This is a genomic window from Kribbella sp. NPDC004138 (assembly GCF_053603655.1).
The window spans coordinates 49,974-65,462 of sequence record NZ_JBSGFZ010000011.1; the positions used below are offsets into that span (position 1 = coordinate 49,974).

At 70.7% G+C, this 15,489-nt stretch carries 14 protein-coding genes; 4 read left to right on the top strand and 10 right to left on the bottom strand.

Going from position 1 to position 15,489, the window contains the following annotated elements:
• From ACWEOO_RS17350 to ACWEOO_RS17360, 3 genes are all read right to left on the bottom strand, one after another.
• Window positions 1-1,947, bottom strand: coding sequence for a hypothetical protein (locus tag ACWEOO_RS17350; RefSeq protein ID WP_452143813.1), 1,947 nt, complete (start codon window positions 1,945-1,947; stop codon window positions 1-3).
• On the bottom strand, window positions 1,944-3,824 hold the full coding sequence (locus ACWEOO_RS17355; protein ID WP_452143814.1) for an outer membrane protein assembly factor BamB family protein: 1,881 nt from the start codon (window positions 3,822-3,824) through the stop codon (window positions 1,944-1,946). Before ACWEOO_RS17355 ends, ACWEOO_RS17350 begins: the two co-directional genes overlap by 4 nt.
• Window positions 3,825-3,969: 145 nt before the next feature.
• On the bottom strand, window positions 3,970-5,184 hold the full coding sequence (locus ACWEOO_RS17360; protein ID WP_359923869.1) for a helix-turn-helix domain-containing protein: 1,215 nt from the start codon (window positions 5,182-5,184) through the stop codon (window positions 3,970-3,972).
• Between the two features lie 85 nt (window positions 5,185-5,269).
• Between ACWEOO_RS17360 and ACWEOO_RS17365 the strand changes: the two genes are divergently transcribed.
• Entirely contained in the window at window positions 5,270-5,884 is a 615-nt protein-coding gene (locus ACWEOO_RS17365) for a maleylpyruvate isomerase family mycothiol-dependent enzyme (protein WP_452143815.1), read from the top strand.
• A 6-nt stretch (window positions 5,885-5,890) separates the two neighbouring features.
• Here ACWEOO_RS17365 and ACWEOO_RS17370 read toward each other — a convergent pair whose 3' ends face one another.
• From ACWEOO_RS17370 to ACWEOO_RS17395, 6 genes are all read right to left on the bottom strand, one after another.
• Window positions 5,891-6,271, bottom strand: coding sequence for a hypothetical protein (locus ACWEOO_RS17370; protein WP_452143816.1), 381 nt, complete (start codon window positions 6,269-6,271; stop codon window positions 5,891-5,893).
• A gap of 17 nt (window positions 6,272-6,288) precedes the next feature.
• Window positions 6,289-7,296, bottom strand: a complete 1,008-nt coding sequence (locus ACWEOO_RS17375) for a glycoside hydrolase family 43 protein (RefSeq protein ID WP_452143817.1) — start codon at window positions 7,294-7,296, stop codon at window positions 6,289-6,291.
• Between the two features lie 116 nt (window positions 7,297-7,412).
• Window positions 7,413-7,967, bottom strand: a complete 555-nt coding sequence (locus ACWEOO_RS17380; RefSeq protein ID WP_452143818.1) for a dihydrofolate reductase family protein — start codon at window positions 7,965-7,967, stop codon at window positions 7,413-7,415.
• Complete coding sequence (locus ACWEOO_RS17385) at window positions 7,964-9,187, bottom strand: FAD-binding oxidoreductase (RefSeq protein WP_452143819.1); 1,224 nt, start codon at window positions 9,185-9,187, stop codon at window positions 7,964-7,966. The genes ACWEOO_RS17380 and ACWEOO_RS17385 overlap by 4 nt, the downstream gene beginning before the upstream one ends.
• Window positions 9,168-10,016 (bottom strand): helix-turn-helix domain-containing protein, encoded by an 849-nt coding sequence (locus ACWEOO_RS17390; protein ID WP_452143820.1) that lies wholly within the window; start codon window positions 10,014-10,016, stop codon window positions 9,168-9,170. The genes ACWEOO_RS17385 and ACWEOO_RS17390 overlap by 20 nt, the downstream gene beginning before the upstream one ends.
• Window positions 10,016-11,965 (bottom strand): potassium transporter Kup, encoded by a 1,950-nt coding sequence (locus ACWEOO_RS17395; RefSeq protein WP_452143821.1) that lies wholly within the window; start codon window positions 11,963-11,965, stop codon window positions 10,016-10,018. Before ACWEOO_RS17395 ends, ACWEOO_RS17390 begins: the two co-directional genes overlap by 1 nt.
• Before the next feature lie 71 nt (window positions 11,966-12,036).
• Here ACWEOO_RS17395 and ACWEOO_RS17400 point away from each other — a divergent pair, with 71 nt between their 5' ends.
• Window positions 12,037-13,287: an MFS transporter gene (locus ACWEOO_RS17400; protein WP_452143822.1), complete on the top strand. Its 1,251-nt coding sequence runs from the start codon at window positions 12,037-12,039 to the stop codon at window positions 13,285-13,287.
• Window positions 13,284-13,817: a chloramphenicol phosphotransferase CPT gene (gene cpt / locus ACWEOO_RS17405; RefSeq protein ID WP_452143823.1), complete on the top strand. Its 534-nt coding sequence runs from the start codon at window positions 13,284-13,286 to the stop codon at window positions 13,815-13,817. The genes ACWEOO_RS17400 and cpt overlap by 4 nt, the downstream gene beginning before the upstream one ends.
• Here the strand turns inward: cpt and ACWEOO_RS17410 are convergent.
• Window positions 13,796-14,404 (bottom strand): TetR/AcrR family transcriptional regulator, encoded by a 609-nt coding sequence (locus tag ACWEOO_RS17410; RefSeq protein WP_452143824.1) that lies wholly within the window; start codon window positions 14,402-14,404, stop codon window positions 13,796-13,798. The genes cpt and ACWEOO_RS17410 overlap by 22 nt on opposite strands.
• A 63-nt stretch (window positions 14,405-14,467) precedes the next feature.
• Between ACWEOO_RS17410 and ACWEOO_RS17415 the strand changes: the two genes are divergently transcribed.
• On the top strand, window positions 14,468-15,469 hold the full coding sequence (locus ACWEOO_RS17415; RefSeq protein ID WP_452143825.1) for a hypothetical protein: 1,002 nt from the start codon (window positions 14,468-14,470) through the stop codon (window positions 15,467-15,469).
• Window positions 15,470-15,489 lie beyond the last annotated feature (20 nt).

Here is a 15,489-nt window from a genome sequence, read left to right on the forward strand (position 1 = left end):
TTATGGCAACGGCAGTTGGACGAGATCGCGGTCGGACAGGCCCCAGACGCTGTGCCGGGCGCCGCGCACCGGGGTCAGCTGCGGCACGGTGTACCACCCGTCGCCGAGCTTGTTCACGAGCAGCTTCGCCGTACTGAGCCCCGGACCCAGCTGGTACAGGTTCCCGCCGAAGTTCGTCTCACAGTAGACGCCGGTCCGGTCGGTGTGGATCTGACCGTAGCCGGAGAGCTTGTTCGCGCCGCGCACGACAGCGCGCGTTCGCAGGTCGTAGGTGAACCACCCCCCGCTGGTCCGCTTCAGCACGCCGTACAGGACGCCGTCGTGGACGGCGACACTCTGCAGGGAGCGCTCCCCGGCGAGCGGCTCGACGGTCCACAGCAGCTCCCGGCGGCACAGGTCGAAGGCCGCGATCGCCGCCGAGGTGCGGGTCGGGGTGATGCCACCGCCGCCGACCACGTCCCCGCCGAGGTAGGCGATGCCGTCGACGACCGCGACCGTCATCACGCTCTGGTCGGGGAGCACGCCGTAGTGCACGTCCAGCTCGCCCGTCCGGATGTCCAGCAGCGTGAGGGCCCCGGTGAGCTTGCCCGTGCCCGGCGCCGACGCGATCGCGAGCAGTTTCGACGTCGCGTCGTACGCCGCCTGCCAGGGACGGATCTGCTCGTGCCCGATCGGCCCGAAGCTGTGCACCTCCTTGGTGCGCGGGTTGATCCGGACCACCTCGGTGCTCGGGTACAGGGCGGAGTACAGCTCGCCCTGCACCCAGGTCAGCGTCTTGGCCTCGCCGGCGACCCGGATCCGGCGGGTCGCGCCGGTGTCGATCGCGTGCTCGGTGACCACCCAGTGCCCGCCGACGTACAGGTGCGGGTCGCCGGTGATGATCGACTGCGGCTTGTCGGGCGCGGGCGTGAACCCGGCGTCGACGAGGTCGAGCAGCTCGAATTCACCCGTTCCGATGTCGAGCCACCAGAGCACGCCGGACCCGGTCGAGCCGAGCAGCGTGCCCGGATCGAGCATCACGAGCCGGCGGTGCTCGTCCGCGGGCGCCGGCGTCGCGACCGCGGTCAGGCTGGTGTCCTGCGGCCCGCACGCCCACACGGTCCCGGAGGTCCGGGTAGTCAGGTACGCCGTACCGTCAGCGGCGACCGTAATCGCGTCGACGCTCGACTCGCCCGCGGGAAGCGGCACGCTCCGTACGTCGGTGCCGTCGAGCGCCATGGTCAGCAGGGCCTTGCCGGTGCCCACGTAGAGCCGGTCGCCGGCGCCGGTGACCGGACCGAAGGTCTGGCCGCGGAACGCCTCGGGTGTCAGATCCCGGAAGACGCCGGTGCCACGGTCGTATCCGACCAGCTGTGCCGGCGTGTAGATCCCGGCGTACACGTAGTTGCCCGCGGCCCCGACGTACCGGCCGTACTGCGCGCCGGCCACCGGGGCGCCGAGCCGGGTGGGGACGTTCGTCGCGGGATCGATCTGCCAGACCGCACCGTTCGGGTAGCTGACCGCGAACACCTGCCCGTCGGGCGCCGTCGTCATGTCCCACACGAAGCCGCCCGGACCGGCCAGGGCCCCGACGTGGACGACGGACCCGTCGGCCGGGTCGAAACAGTAGACGTCGGCGGTCGGGTACAGACCGGCGTACACCTTGCCTGCGGCAACGGTGATGCCCCAGCCGCCCTCGCCGGTCGGCAGCTCGACCGTCCTGGTGACGCGCCGGGTGGTCAGGTCGATCTCGGTCAGCCGCGGCGGCACGATGCCGCGGCTGATGACGTAGGCGTGGCCGTCGTGCACCGCCATCGCGACGACAGCGGCCGTGACGACCGCGGGACCGGAAGTGGGCAGCGTGGATCCGTCGATGGGACTGTCCTCCGCGTGGGCGGTGGTGGGGAGAGCGGTGACCGCGCCGGTCGCCAGCGCGCCGGCGAGCGCGGTACGTCGGGAGATGATCATCGGAGTCCGCCGATCCGGACGAGGTCACGGCCCTTGATCGTGTACAGGGCGTCACCCGTCGACGAGGTGGTGATGAGTGGGTAGCTGTAGATCTGCGCGGCCAGGCCGTCGACCACGGTGCTCACCGTCGGAGCACCCGTCGGGCTCGGCGTGACCTTGAAGACGCGCTTGTTGTCGGTGCCGTACAGGCCGGAGCGGGCGATCGTCAGCCGGCTCTGGCCGGTGCCGAGCGTGGCGCTGCCGACGAGCTTGCCGGTGGCCGGATCGATGACGGCGAGGCGGCCGTCGTCGGTGGTCGCGTACAGACGGCCGCGATAGAGCACGAGATCGCTGTACGTCTGTGCGTCGGGCAGTGCAGCCGACTCCCACAGCACCCGGTTGCGGCGCGGGTCGAAGGCGACCACGGTGGCCTCGGGCAGGATCGGGTCGGTGCCGAGGCTGTTGCGGGTCGCGCCGCCGAGGTACGCGATCCCGTCAGCGGTCGTCACCGAGCGCACCGACTGGTGCGGTACGACGCCGCGGTGCACCTCGCGTGCGCCGCTGTCCAGATGCTGCTCGACGAGCGTGCCGTCGTACTTGCCGTAGTCGGGCTCGGTGGAGATCAGCCACGTCCGCGAGCGGTCGTCGTACGCGGCGTCGGTCGGGCGGGTCTGCTCGTTGCCGATCTGGCCGAGCTCGTGCAGGCCGGTGCCGTCGGGCCGCATCTGCCAGAGCCGGGCCAGTGTGTAGACGCCCAGGTACACGCTGTTCCCGACCGGGGTCATGGTCTTCGCCTCGCCGGGCAGGAAAGTGCGGCTGCTGCCGCCGGTGGCGAGGTCGTGCACCTGGACACCGGCCTTGCCGCTGACCAGGACGGACGTCGGCGTGGCGGTGATCGCCATCGCCTGCTCGGGCGCGGGCGGCAGACCGGCCTGACCGAGATCGGTGCCGGTGAAGCTCCCGCTCGCTTCGTCGAAGTCGACGACCTGGCTGGTCAGTTCGGCGCGTATGGTGCCGCCGTCGACGAAGATCCGGTTGAAGTACGCCCCGTCGTACGGCGAACCGAGGCGCGTCAGCGTGCCGTCGCGGTACCGGTAGAGGGTGCCCGAGGGGCGGGTGCCGAGGTAGATGTCCGGGCCGTCGATCGTGATCGCGGTGATGTACTGATCGCCGCCCGGGGTCTGGACCTCGACGGGGTTGCTCAGGTCGGCGGTGTCGTAGACCAGCATCGTGCCGGTGGGGGACAGGCTCGCGGCGAGCTTCGTCCCGTCGAGCGCCAGCGTGGCGACGAACGTGCGGTCCGCGTACTTGGCCGGCAGGACGTCGCGGCGTGCGCCGGTCGCGCGGTCGATGGCGATCAGGTGCGCCTTCGTCCCGACGCCCGCATAGATCGTGGTGGCGTCGGCAGCGATGCTGCGCACGTACTGTTCACCGGCGACCGCCGCGCCGTACGACTTGGTGGCGCCGGTCGCCGGGTCGTACTCGTGGACGGCTCCGTCGGGGTACGTGCCGGCGACGATCTTGCCGTCCGGCGTCGCGGCCAGCGACCAGATGAACGAGCCGAACTGCGCGACCTTGGCGGCGGTGCCGCTGGTGGTGTCGACCTTGTAGACGTCCCCGGGGGTGTAGAGGCCGATGTACAGGTCGGTGCCGAGGTGGGTCATCGCCCAGGCCCCGGCGCCGGTCGGCAGTGAGAACTTGCGGTCGACGGTCCTGCCGACCGGGTCGAACGCGCCGACCTGGACGGGCGAGACGCCGGACGTGATGGTCCAGATCCGGTCGCCGACCTGCTCGGCGACGCTGGTCGAGGTCACGGCTGACGCCGAACCGAGGCTGGTGACGGTCGGGGTTTCGGTCCCGACCGGAATCATGGCGCCGGCTGGAGTGGAAACGCTCATCCATCCTGCGCAGCTGACCAGCAGAGCAATCAATCCCCGTGCGAATCGCTTGTCCACAAGGCCTCCCGGGACAGTACGCACCGAATTACGGTCATGGCTGAAATTAGCCGGACGTGCGTCAGTGCGTCAACCGCCTGAGAAATAATCAGAGATGAACGCGATAAACCACGAGCGGGCGGCCGCTGCCGGTGCCGAGCTGGGTGCCGGTGGCGTCCGCGAGGCCGGCGCGCTCCAACCGGTTCAGGACCCGGCGCGCGGTCCGCGGCTGGATGCCGAGGTAGTCGGCGACCGAGCGCGTGGTCAGCCCCTCCTCGGGGGTGGAGTGGACGAGCTCCTGCAGCCGCTCCAGAGTGGCCTTCGAGAGACCGGCGCGTTGGGCGAGCAGTTGCAGCTTCGAGCGCTGCTGGGCCCGCGGCGCTGCGCCGCCGACCAGCACGAGATCGATGTCGTTGCGCAGCGACACCACGGCCGCGGTCCGGCCGGCCGTCTTCGCCCGGCCCAGCGCGCGGCGGGCCAAGGCCTCGGTCTCGGTCCCGGACCCGCCGATGCCGAACCCGATCCGGACCGGCCCGAACTGCTCCTTCAGCCGGGTCAGCATGCCGAGCTCGGTGAACGCCGCGGTCGCCTGCTCGAGCGGTCCGCGGGTCGCCACCACGAGCCAGCGCTTGTCGTCGTACCGGATCACGCTGCCGCCGAGCGACCCGGCCTCGCGCCGGAGCGCGGTCTCGGCGTCCGGGGAGATCTCCACCAGGCCGAGCGCGATCTGCGCATCGTCACTGCGCAAAGCGTCATGGACGAGCAGCAGTCTGTTCACCGCCGCGCGGACGGAGTGCACCGAGGGCGCCAGGCGGAGCGTGGTCTGCTCGGTCCGGAGCTTCTCGTACGCCGTCCGCAGACAGGTGATCGCGACGGTCGCGCCGGCGTCCTGGTGGAACGCCACGATCTCGTCGAGGCTCAGCCCGGGCCGGTACGGCAGCACCTGCACGCCGCGCATCGGGAGCCCGACCTCGTCGAAGGTCTCCCGGACGTCGGCCTCGTCGAGGACGTCGATGCTGAGCGAGGTCACGTCCTGCCCGTCGCGGAGGAGTTGCACCAGGGCGCGCATCAAGGTTGCGCCGGTGTACTCGACGTGGGCGGCCGGGCGGTCCAGCAGGTCCTGCGCGGCGGCGATCTGGTACGGGACGACACCGGTGAAGAGCCACGCGTCGACACTGCCCGGTGCGTCGGCCATCACCTTGGGTGTGTCGGTCTCCCGGCGGTACCGCAGCGGGACCACCTCGACGCCCCGCAGTCCCTTGATGATCCTGCTGGTGGAGGTGACCAGGTCCGACGGTCCTACTACGCCGATCGTCGTCACCATGCGCGGGCCCCCTTCATGCGGGCCAGTCTCACCACAAGACCCCACCGCTGCAAGAACCCGCGCCGACGTGGGCTACGTTCGCCTGATGAAGCGCGTGCTGGAGTGGATCGACGAGGGTACGGCGCTGTGCCGGAGTGCACTGGGTGACCTGGAGGCCCCGTCGCTGTTACCGGGCTGGTCGCGGCGGCACGTGGCCGCGCACCTGTCGCTGAACGCCGAAGCGCTCGGGAACCTGGTCGAGTGGGCGCGCACCGGCGAGGAGCGGCCGATGTACCCGTCCGCAGCGGCGCGCAACGCCGACATCGAGGCCGGTACGTCGCGGTCCGCCGACGAACTGCGGTCGTGGTTCGACGCGTCGTCCGCCCGGCTGAACGCGTCGATGGCGACGCTGACGGACGCGCGGTGGCAGGCCGCGATCCGGACCGCGCAAGGCGTTCCGGTGCCGGCGACGAAGATCCCGTGGATGCGGTCCCGCGAGGTGATGATCCACGCGGTGGACCTCGGCACCGGGTTGACGTTCGCCGATCTTCCGCCGGACTTCCTCGAGGCGCTGTGCGAGGACATCCGCACGCAGCGCGGCGACGTACCCGAGGTCCGCGGGCCCCTGCCCGAGCTCGCGGCCTACCTGTCCGGTCGTCCGTACGCCGATGTCGTCAGCTCGGACGGCACTCCCGCGGAGTCGCTCCCGCCCTGGCTCTGAGCGGGGTCACGGCGCGGAGACCGTGAGTTTGAGCTGGACCGCTTGGTGACCGTCGCTCACCTGCCCGAGCTGCGTCATGCAGCAGTTGGTCAGCTGCGGTGAGTACAGGAAGCCGTCGATGCGGTCACCGCTGTCGGGTCCGTTGGGCTCGAGTCCGGAGCCACGGCCGATCTCGTTCGGGTCGTCGTCGACGGTCTTGTTCCAGTCGGCGCCGAGGACCGTGAACATGTCGGTCCGCTGGACGAAGTCGACCACGCTGCCGGACATCCGGTCGTACGGGCTCCCGACACCGGTCTGGCAGCGCGGCGGCGGCATGTGCAGGGAGGCGATCCGCACCCAGCGGCCGTTCGTGAGCTTGTCGACGAAGTCGGCGAGGCGGCGGCGCATCGGGATTCCCGTTCTGGTCAGAGGAACATGCCGACGGACGGTGTGGCGTCGGAGGCCCAGTTGAGGATCGCGGCGTACAGGGCGCGGCGATGGGCGACGCCGTTGGCGATCTGGCTGTCGGTGCAGGGCGACGTACCGGTGCCGCAGACCCAGCCGTGCAGGAAGACGCGCCAGCCGCCGTCGAGGGACGGCGTGACGTCCGCGCCGCCGGGGCCGCACAGGCCGGTGCCGGACGACGTCATCAGTGAGTGTTCGGTCGCGCCGGCGAAGTTCCAGCGATCCGTCGAGCGCAGCCAGACGGTCGCGTAGCTGCAGTTGTCGTAGCCGTAGCGGGACGCGAACAGGACGTACTGCGAGCCGCGCTGGACCATTGTCGGGTTCTCGATGATGCCGTCGCGCTGCAGGAGTTCGCGGCTGTCGCTGCCCGCCCAGTGCAGTCCGGCGTCGGTGAGACGGACCATGCGCAACGACGACGGGACCTGCTGCGTCTTGTACAGCAGGAAGCGCCGCCCTTCGCTGTCCTGGAACGGGGACGGGTCGATCACGCCGGCTGCCGCGATCGGCCGCCCGGGTACGGCGTCCTCGCCGCCGTGCCGCCCTCCCGGGCAGACGAGCGGGGTGTCGCCGATCGGCGTGTAGGGCCCGCCGATACCGCTCGACGTGGCAACCCCGATGCAGCGTTGGCCACCGAAGCTCTTCGCCACGGCCGAGTAGTACAGGACGTATCCCGCGGATGTCTGCCACGCGTCCGGCGCCCAGACGTCGGCACTGGTGTCCATCCAAGCCGGCGGCGTCGACAGATCAAGCGCCGCACCGACGCTCTGCCACGGCCCACTCGCCGTGTCCCCACGACTCACGCGCCCCTTGGGCCCCGTCGTGAAGGCGTAGAAGTCACCACCGGCCCGCAGTACGCCGGGATCGGCAACAGAGTTGTCCGGCGCGTACACAGGACCAGGCGCGGCAGCCTGAGCAGGCAGCACGGCGACCAACGAACCGGCAAGAACGAGAAGAGCAGCCTTCCACATGCGAACGAACCTCCCAGGGGCGTGGGATCAGTCGCACCACATCGTGAAGCCAAATTCCAACCAGCTCAAGGCTCCAGCCCGAACATTCTTCCCACCGGCAGTGAAGACCGCGGGCGCTACTTCAGGACGCGGTAGCGCAGGTGGGTGACGTCGTGGGCGGGGAGTTGGCGGAGGGGTTCGAGTTCGATGTATTCGGCGGGGAGGTTGTCGAACAGGCGGCGGCCCTGGCCGAGGAGGACGTTGACGACGTGGAGTTCGATTTCGTCGAGGAGACCGGCGCGGAGCAGGGACTGGGCCGCGCCGGCGCCGTGGACCATCACGTCGCGGTCGCCCGCGGCCGCCTTCGCGCGGGCGGCGCACTCGGCGACGTCGGTCACGTAGACGGCACTTCCCGGCGGATCGTCGTCGGCATGGTGGGTGAGGATGAACATCGGTACGCCGTCGTGGTGGTCGCCGTTCCAGCGCCCGGCGTGCTCGTACGTGCGACGGCCCGCGATCAGCGCGCCCGTGGCCAGGCATTCGCGATAGACCTGTCCGCTCGGCCCGTCGGAGTTGCGGTCGTCGAGCCAGTTGAACAGGCGGAACCCGCCGCGCCCCATCGGCTCCTTGGTGCTGTCGCCCTGCCCGGCCACGAAGCCGTCGACCGACAAGCTCATGTACAGCCGGATCATCTGCCACCTCCAAGCGATTGGGGGAAGTGGAACACGTCGCCAGGGTCGTAGGCGGCCTTGACGTTCTCGAGCCGGGCATGGTTCGCGCCGTGGTAGGCGGCGGCCCAGTCGGTCAGATCGGGATCGGGGAAGTTGGGATAGACATGCCCTGAGCCGTAGGCGTGCGCGATGGACCAGGACCGGCGGACGGCGGTCCGATCCGGCCCGACGTGTTCGAGCAGGAAGCGTTCGGTGCGGTGGGCGAAGGCGGTGGCGTCGACCGGGACGCGGTTGTAGGCGCCGCCCATCGGCGTGAAGTTCAGCTCGCAGCCGGTGCCGAGCAGCCGGCCGACGGCCTCCGGCGGCAGCGCGGAACGGAAGAACTCGGACTTGCTGTGCACGACCCGGTCGACCGGATCACCCTCCGAGAGCGAGGCCTTCAGCGCGGGCCAGCTGAGATCGCTGCGGACGTCGACCTCGGGAGCGTCGCCGAGCGGACCGATGTCGAAGGCGGTGAGGGTGGCGCCGAAGACCCGCACCTCGTCAGCGGTCACCTGCAGGCTCGCAGTCAGCTCGTCCGGCGCGTCGGGCGCCCATTCCTGCCACGCAGCGATCACGTCGGGCGCCCGGTCGCGTGGCCAGGTCAGCCGGAACCGCGTCGCGGCCGGCGACGGTACGGCGGCGAACACCAGCGAGGTGACGACGCCGAACTGACCACCGCCCGCCCCGCGCAGCGCCCAGAACAGGTCGGCCGCCCGCTCCGCGTCGCACGTCACGACGTCGCCGTCCGCGAGGACGACGGTCGCGGCGACGAGCCGGTCGCACGTCAGCCCGTACCGCCGACCGAGCAACCCGAGCCCACCGCCCGACGTCAGCCCCACGATCCCGACCGTCGGCCCGCACCCCGCCGGAATCGTCAGCCCGTACTCGTGCAGCCCGCGGTAGACATCCGCGAGCCGAGCACCGGCCCCGATGGTCGCGAGCCCGGCCTCCACCGAAATCGCCGACAACGCCGAGAGCTCGATCATCAAGCCCGTCGTCGACGAGCGCCCGGCGAAGCAGTGGCCGCCACCGCGGGGAGTCACCGGCAGACCGTGCGAGCGTGCGTAGCCGAGCGCCTCGACGACGTCGTCGACGCAAGCGCAGCGGGCGATCACCCGCGGGCGGATGTCCTTGTACTGCGGCATCGCCGGGCGCCGCAGTGCGTCGTACAGCTCGTGGTCAGGAGCGATCAGGTCCATGAGCCGACGCTAGGAGCGAACCGCCACGCCGCGCTTGAACGAAACGGGCGTACCACCCGGCGAGGAACGGCCGGTACGACGCGGAGTGGTCGTGACCGCAGTCGCAGCGATCGGCCTTGTCGCCGAGCAGTTCGCGCGGCGTCACGCCGGTCAGCCGGACGCACTCGCGGGTCAGGTGCGCATGGTCGGCGTACCCGGTCTCGGCGGCGAGGTCCGAGAGCCCGCTGCCGAATCCGGCCTGTGCCAGTGCGAGATAGCCCTGGAACCGCAGCGTCCGCTGTAAGGCCTTCGGCCCGACTCCGGTCGCCGTCAGGCACCGCCGCCGCAGCTGGCTCTCCGACAACGCCAGCTCGTCGGCCAGCGACGCGATCCCGGTCCGCTCCCACGGCATGAGTCGCCGTACCAGCTCCGCCACGACCGGATCCGGGCGCAGCTCCTGCCCGGTGAGGTATCGCTGCACGCCGAGCAGCGCCGCCTGCGGGCTCGGCGCGTCCGCAACCGCCGCACCGATCGCGTCCGCCGCGGGGCCCCACAGGTCGACGGCGCAGTCGACCAGCTCGTCCGCCGGTACGCCGAGCAGCGGCGTGCCCGCGCCCGGCATGAACCGCACGCCGACGATCGTCGTCCGCGGCGGGATCACCTGCAGGTGCGCCCGGGTCAACGGCCCGATCAGCCGCGGTACGCCGCCGACCGGGCAGTGCAGCTCGACGCCGCCGGTCGGCAGGTCCCGTTGCGGATAGGGCTGCGCGCCGGTGCGCTGGATCCAGACCGTACGGACGAGGCCGGCCAGTGCGGGCACCGGCGCGCTCTCGTCGTACGTCTGGTCCATCAGAGCTCGATGTGCGAGCCGATGATCACGGTCCGGTCCCGCGGCAGCCCGAAGTGCTCGGCCGCGTCCGCGGTGATGTGCGAGGTGGCCAGGAACAACTGCTTGCGCCACCCCGCCATCGTCGGCTCCTTGCCCCGCCGGAGCTCGATCTTCGACAGGAAGTACGACGCCTTGCCGAGATCGAGCGGGCCTTCGGAGGCGGCCGGATCGAGCCGCGCGAGGGCAGTCGGTACGTCGGGCGACTCCATGTACCCGAACTTGATCGTGACGTGGGTGATCCCGTCGTCGCCGTACCCGAGGTCGTTCACGGTCACCCGCCGGTCGTCCGGGACCCGAGGTACCGGCTCGGTCTCGATCGCGACGATCACGACGTGCTCGTGCCGGACCTGGTTGTGCTCGACGTTCGCCCGCAGCGCGAGCGGTGCGCTGACGCCGCCGCGGTTGAGGAAGATCGCCGTACCGGGGACCGTCCGGACCGGCAGCTTGCCGGAGCTCAGCTCGTCGATGAACTCCTGCAGCGAACCCTCGGCCCGCTCCCGCTCGCGAGTGACGACCTCACGGCCGCGCTGCCAGGTTGTCATCACCGTGAACGCGGTGAGCGCGATCAGCAGCGGGAGCCACGCGCCGTGCAGCAGCTTCGTCAGGTTGGCCGCGATGAACAGACCGTCGATCAGGAGCAGCGGTACGGCGCCGGCCAGGATCAGCCAGCGCGGCACGTTCCAGCGGTAGTGCGCGACGTAGAAGAACAGCAGCGTGGTGATGGTGATCGTCCCGGTCACGGTCATGCCGTACGCGTACGCCAGCGCGGCCGAACTCCGGAACGCGAAGATCAGCGTCAGCACCGACACGAACAGCAGCCAGTTCACGAACGGTACGTAGATCTGGCCGATCGTCGTCGCCGATGTGTGCGTCACCCGGAGCCGGGGCAGGTACCCGAGCCGGGCGGCCTGGGCCATCACCGAGTAGGCGCCGGTGATGACGGCCTGCGACGCGATCACGGTCGCCGCGGTCGCGAGCAGCACCAGCGCAAGCCGGCCCCAGCCCGGGACCAGCAGGAAGAACGGGCTGGTGATGTTCTCGTGGTTCTTCAGGATCAGCGCCCCTTGGCCCATGTAGCTGAGCGTCAGGGCCGGCAGCACCAGGAACAGCCAGCCGCGGCTGATCGCCTTCCGGCCGAAGTGCCCCATGTCGGCGTACAGCGCCTCGGCGCCGGTGATCGACAGCACGACCGCCGCCAGCGCGAAGAACGCGATGTGGAAGTGCCCGGTCAGGAAGCCGATCGCGTACGTCGGGGAGAGCGCCTTGAGGATCGCCCCGTGCTCGAGGATGCCGCCGATCCCGGCCGCGCCGATCACGGCGAACCACACGATCATCACCGGCCCGAACGCCCGGCCGATCTGCTCGGTGCCGCGGCGCTGGACCATGAACAGCCCGACGATGATCACCGCGGTGATCGGGACCACGTACTCGCCCAGCGACGGCTCCACCGTCTTGAGTCCCTCGACCGCTGACAGTACCGAGATCGCGGGCGTGATCATGCCGTCGCCGAAGAACAGCGACGCGCCGAACAGGCCCACCGTGGCCAGCACCGCGGAAGCCTTCCGGCCCGGGTGCGTACGGGTCCACTTGCGGAGCAGCGTGATCAGCGCCACCACGCCGCCCTCGCCGTTGTTGTCAGCGCGCATCGTGAGCAGGATGTACGTGACGGTGACGATGATCATCACCGACCAGAAGATCAGCGACACCACGCCGTACACGTTGTGGTCACTGAGTGGGACCGGGTGCGGGTCCTCCGGGTTGAAGACCGTCTGCAGGGTGTAGATCGGACTGGTTCCGATGTCACCGAACACGACGCCGAGCGCGCCGACGATCACCGCGAGCTTGGCCGTGTCGTGGGCGTTGTGATGAGGCTGCGGCGCCTCCGCCGTCTCCGCCTTCTGGTCCGTCACGTCCCCGGACGATACCCGCCCCCGGAGCTACGGCGTGTCGAACCGCCGCTCCCGGCTCCGACGTAGCGGATATGACAGCCGAACGGGTACTACGGACCTACCTCACGCTGGTCGCGGTGTCGACGGGCGCGTCGTCGATGATCTGGGGCATCAACACGTTGTTCCTGCTCGACGCCGGACTGGGGATCGGGCAGACGTTCGCCGCGAACGCGTTCTTCACCGCGGGCATGGTGCTGTTCGAGGTGCCGACCGGCGTGGTCGCGGACACGGTCGGGCGGCGTACGTCGTACCTGCTCGGCACCGCCACACTGATCGGGACCACGGTGCTGTACCTGCTGCTGTGGCGTGCGCACGCGCCGTTCGTGTGGTGGGCGATCGTGTCGATGCTGCTCGGTCTCGGGTTCACGTTCTTCAGCGGCGCGACCGAGGCGTGGCTCGTCGACGGACTGCACGCGACCGGGTACGCCGGGTCGCTGGACGCGGCGTTCGCGAAAGGGCAGGTGGTGAACGGGATCGCGATGATGGCCGGCACGATCGGCGGCGGGGTGCTGGCGCAGCTCACGAACCTGGGCACGCCGTACGTCGTGCGGGCCGCCTTGCTGCTGGTCACCTTCGTGGTGGCCGCGCGGTCGATGCGCGACATCGGCTTCACCCCGAAGGCCCGCGGGTCCGTGCGGGGCGAGATGGCCGGGATCGTCCGGGCGTCGTTGCGGCACGGGCTGCTCGACCGGCGGGTGCGCTGGGTCATGCTGGCGGGGCCGTTCACGGCGGGGGCGACCGTCTACGGCTTCTACGCCGCTCAGCCGTACTTGCTGCAGTTGTACGGACACACCGGCTCGTACGCGATCGCGGGTCTGTCGGCCGGGATCGTCGCCGCGGCGCAGATCGCCGGCGGTGCGTCCGCGGCGTCCGTCGCCCGCGTGTTCCGGGACCGGATCGGGATCCTGATCGGGGCGATCACCGCGTCCGGAGTGGTGATCGCGGTGATCGGGCTGGTCACGTCGTTCGGCGTCGCGCTCGTGCTGCTGATGCTGTGGGGCACGTTGTTCGCGGCGATGTCGCCGGTGCGGCAGGCGTACCTGAACAGCCACATCCCGTCGGCGCAACGGGCGACCGTGCTGTCGTTCGACAGCCTGCTCGGATCGGCCGGCGGCGTCGTGATCCAGCCGGTGCTCGGCCGGTCCGCGGACGCCTGGGGCTACGGGCCGGCGTACCTGGTGACGGCGGGGATCCAGACCTTGGCGCTGCCGCTGCTCGGGCTCGCGCGGCGCAGGAAATCTGTCGAGGCGACGGCCGGTCAGGCCCTAGCCTTGCGCGGGTGACGGCTCGACTGATCATCATCAACGGCGGCTCCAGCTCCGGGAAGACCGGGATCGTGCGCTGTCTGCAGGCGGTGCTGCCGGAGCCCTGGCTGGGGTTCAGCGTGGACGACTTCGTGGACGCGCTGCCCGCGGTGATGGACGGCGGGATCGAGTTCGGACCGGACGGCGAGGTCTCGGTCGGGCCCGCGTTCCGCGAGCTGGACGCGGCCTGGACCGCCGGGATCGTGGCGATGTGCCGGGCCGGCGGCCGGGTGATCGTCGACGACGTCTTCCTCGGCGGCGCCGGCTCGCAGCAGCGCTGGCGGGACGCGGCCGGTGACGTCGAGACGCTGTTCGTCGGCGTCCACTGCGACCCCGAGGTCGCCGCCGGGCGCGAACTGGCCCGCGGCGACCGCACCCGCGGCATGGCCGCGCAGCAGGCGTACGTCGTCCACGAGGGCGTCACGTACGACGTCGAGGTGGACAGCTCGCGTGCGGAGTCCGTCGACTGCGCCCGCGCGATCGCCGCCTACCTGACGTCTGCCAGGTGACCGGCGACGACGGCGAGGGCGTGCAGGGTCTGCGCGCGGTGGTCCACCGCGACAGCCGTGGCGTCTTCGCCGGCGAGGATCCGGCGTACCGCCTCCAGATGGACGGTGCGATACGCGGCGACTGCGAGCGCGGCGGTCAGCCGCGGCTCCGGTACGGCGGTGTGCGCCATCGCGGCGGCAATCGCCTGCTCTAGCTGGTCGAGGAGTTCGCGAGCGCGGGACTGCAGCGCCCGGGACTCGGCGACGACCTCCCAGAAGCGGCGGAACTGCCCGCGCATCGCCGACAGCGGATGCCCTTCGTCGGCGAGCGTGACGAGCAGACCGGACAGTGCGTGCACCGCGGACGTCCCGGCCGGACGATCCTCGACCGCGGCCACGACCAGCGCCTCGGCCTCGGGATAGCGGTCGAACAGCAGGTCCTCCTTGCGCGCGAAGTGCGCGAACACCGTGGGCCGCGCGACGTCGGCCGCCTCGGCGACCTCCGAGACCGACACCGCGTCGAACCCGTGCTCGAGGAACAGCGCGGTCGCGATCTCCGAGATCCGGGCCCGGACCTCCGCCTTCTTCCGCTCCCGGCGCCCCTCCATGGCGCTGACCATACCGGATAAAAAGATGTACTGGGTATGACTTTGCTTGCTACCGTGCTGGTCATGCTTTCGATCGGGGTGAACTACGACACCGGCCTGCGGTACGACGGCCGCAGTACCCGCGAGCGCTTCGACGCCGACGAGGTGCGCCGCGACCTGACGGTGATCGCCGACCAGCTGCACGCGCCCGCGGTCCGGGTGTCGGGCAACGATCCGGACCGGCTCGGGACGGCCGGCGAGGCCGCGCTGGCGGCGGGTCTGGAGCTGTGGTTCTCGCCGGTGCCGATGGACCTGGAGCCGGACGAGTTCGTCGCCTTCCTGACCGACTGCGGCCGGCGCGCCGAGGCGCTGCGGCAGTCGGGCCGGGGAGAGGTGGTGCTCGTGCTCGGGTGCGAGCTGTCCGTGTTCTGCAAGGGTTTCGTGCCCGGCGAGACGTCGGGGGAGCGGCTGGCGTTGCTGGCCGATCCCGCGACCTGGACCGATCCCGCGAAGCTCACGCAGTTGCAGGCGGGACTCGCGCGCTGGGGCGAGGTTCAGCAGCAGTTGGCGTCCGCGGCGCGGAGCGTCTTCGGCGGCCGGATCACATACGCCGCGGGGCTGTGGGAAGACGTGAACTGGGACCTGTTCGACATCGTCGCCGTCGACGCGTACCGGGACGCCGCCAACGCGGCGACTTTCGCCGAGGAGTTGGCGGCGCGGAAGAAGTGGGGCAAGCCGGTCGTCGCGACCGAGTTCGGTTGCTGCGCCTACCGCGGCGCGGCCGACCGCGGCGGAACCGGCTGGATGATCGTGAACCGCGAGGTCGACCCGCCGGTCGTCAACGGCGGGTACGAGCGGGACGAGGAGGAGCAAGTGGAGTACCTGATCGAGCTCGTCGAGGAGTTCGACCGGATCGAGCTGGCGGCGGCGTTCTGGTTCAGCTTCGCGGGTTTCGCACTGCCGCACCGTCCGGACGACCCGGAGCACGATCTCGACCTCTCGTCGTACGGGCTGGTCGCGGTCGACGACGACGGGCACTGGGAGCCGAAGCCGGTGTTCGCGAAGCTGGCCGCGCTGAACGAATGAACCCGCAGGTACATTTGACG

Bases quoted from the DNA above. Each gene is read 5' to 3' on its own strand.
- ACWEOO_RS17350 (WP_452143813.1), bottom strand. From the start codon at position 1,947: ATGATCATCTCCCGACGTACCGCGCTCGCCGGCGCGCTGGCGACCGGC.
- ACWEOO_RS17355 (WP_452143814.1), bottom strand. From the start codon at position 3,824: ATGAGCGTTTCCACTCCAGCCGGCGCCATGATTCCGGTCGGGACCGAA.
- ACWEOO_RS17360 (WP_359923869.1), bottom strand. From the start codon at position 5,184: ATGGTGACGACGATCGGCGTAGTAGGACCGTCGGACCTGGTCACCTCC.
- ACWEOO_RS17365 (WP_452143815.1), top strand. From the start codon at position 5,270: ATGAAGCGCGTGCTGGAGTGGATCGACGAGGGTACGGCGCTGTGCCGG.
- ACWEOO_RS17370 (WP_452143816.1), bottom strand. From the start codon at position 6,271: ATGCGCCGCCGCCTCGCCGACTTCGTCGACAAGCTCACGAACGGCCGC.
- ACWEOO_RS17375 (WP_452143817.1), bottom strand. From the start codon at position 7,296: ATGTGGAAGGCTGCTCTTCTCGTTCTTGCCGGTTCGTTGGTCGCCGTG.
- ACWEOO_RS17380 (WP_452143818.1), bottom strand. From the start codon at position 7,967: ATGATCCGGCTGTACATGAGCTTGTCGGTCGACGGCTTCGTGGCCGGG.
- ACWEOO_RS17385 (WP_452143819.1), bottom strand. From the start codon at position 9,187: ATGGACCTGATCGCTCCTGACCACGAGCTGTACGACGCACTGCGGCGC.
- ACWEOO_RS17390 (WP_452143820.1), bottom strand. From the start codon at position 10,016: ATGGACCAGACGTACGACGAGAGCGCGCCGGTGCCCGCACTGGCCGGC.
- ACWEOO_RS17400 (WP_452143822.1), top strand. From the start codon at position 12,037: ATGACAGCCGAACGGGTACTACGGACCTACCTCACGCTGGTCGCGGTG.
- ACWEOO_RS17410 (WP_452143824.1), bottom strand. From the start codon at position 14,404: ATGGAGGGGCGCCGGGAGCGGAAGAAGGCGGAGGTCCGGGCCCGGATC.
- ACWEOO_RS17415 (WP_452143825.1), top strand. From the start codon at position 14,468: ATGCTTTCGATCGGGGTGAACTACGACACCGGCCTGCGGTACGACGGC.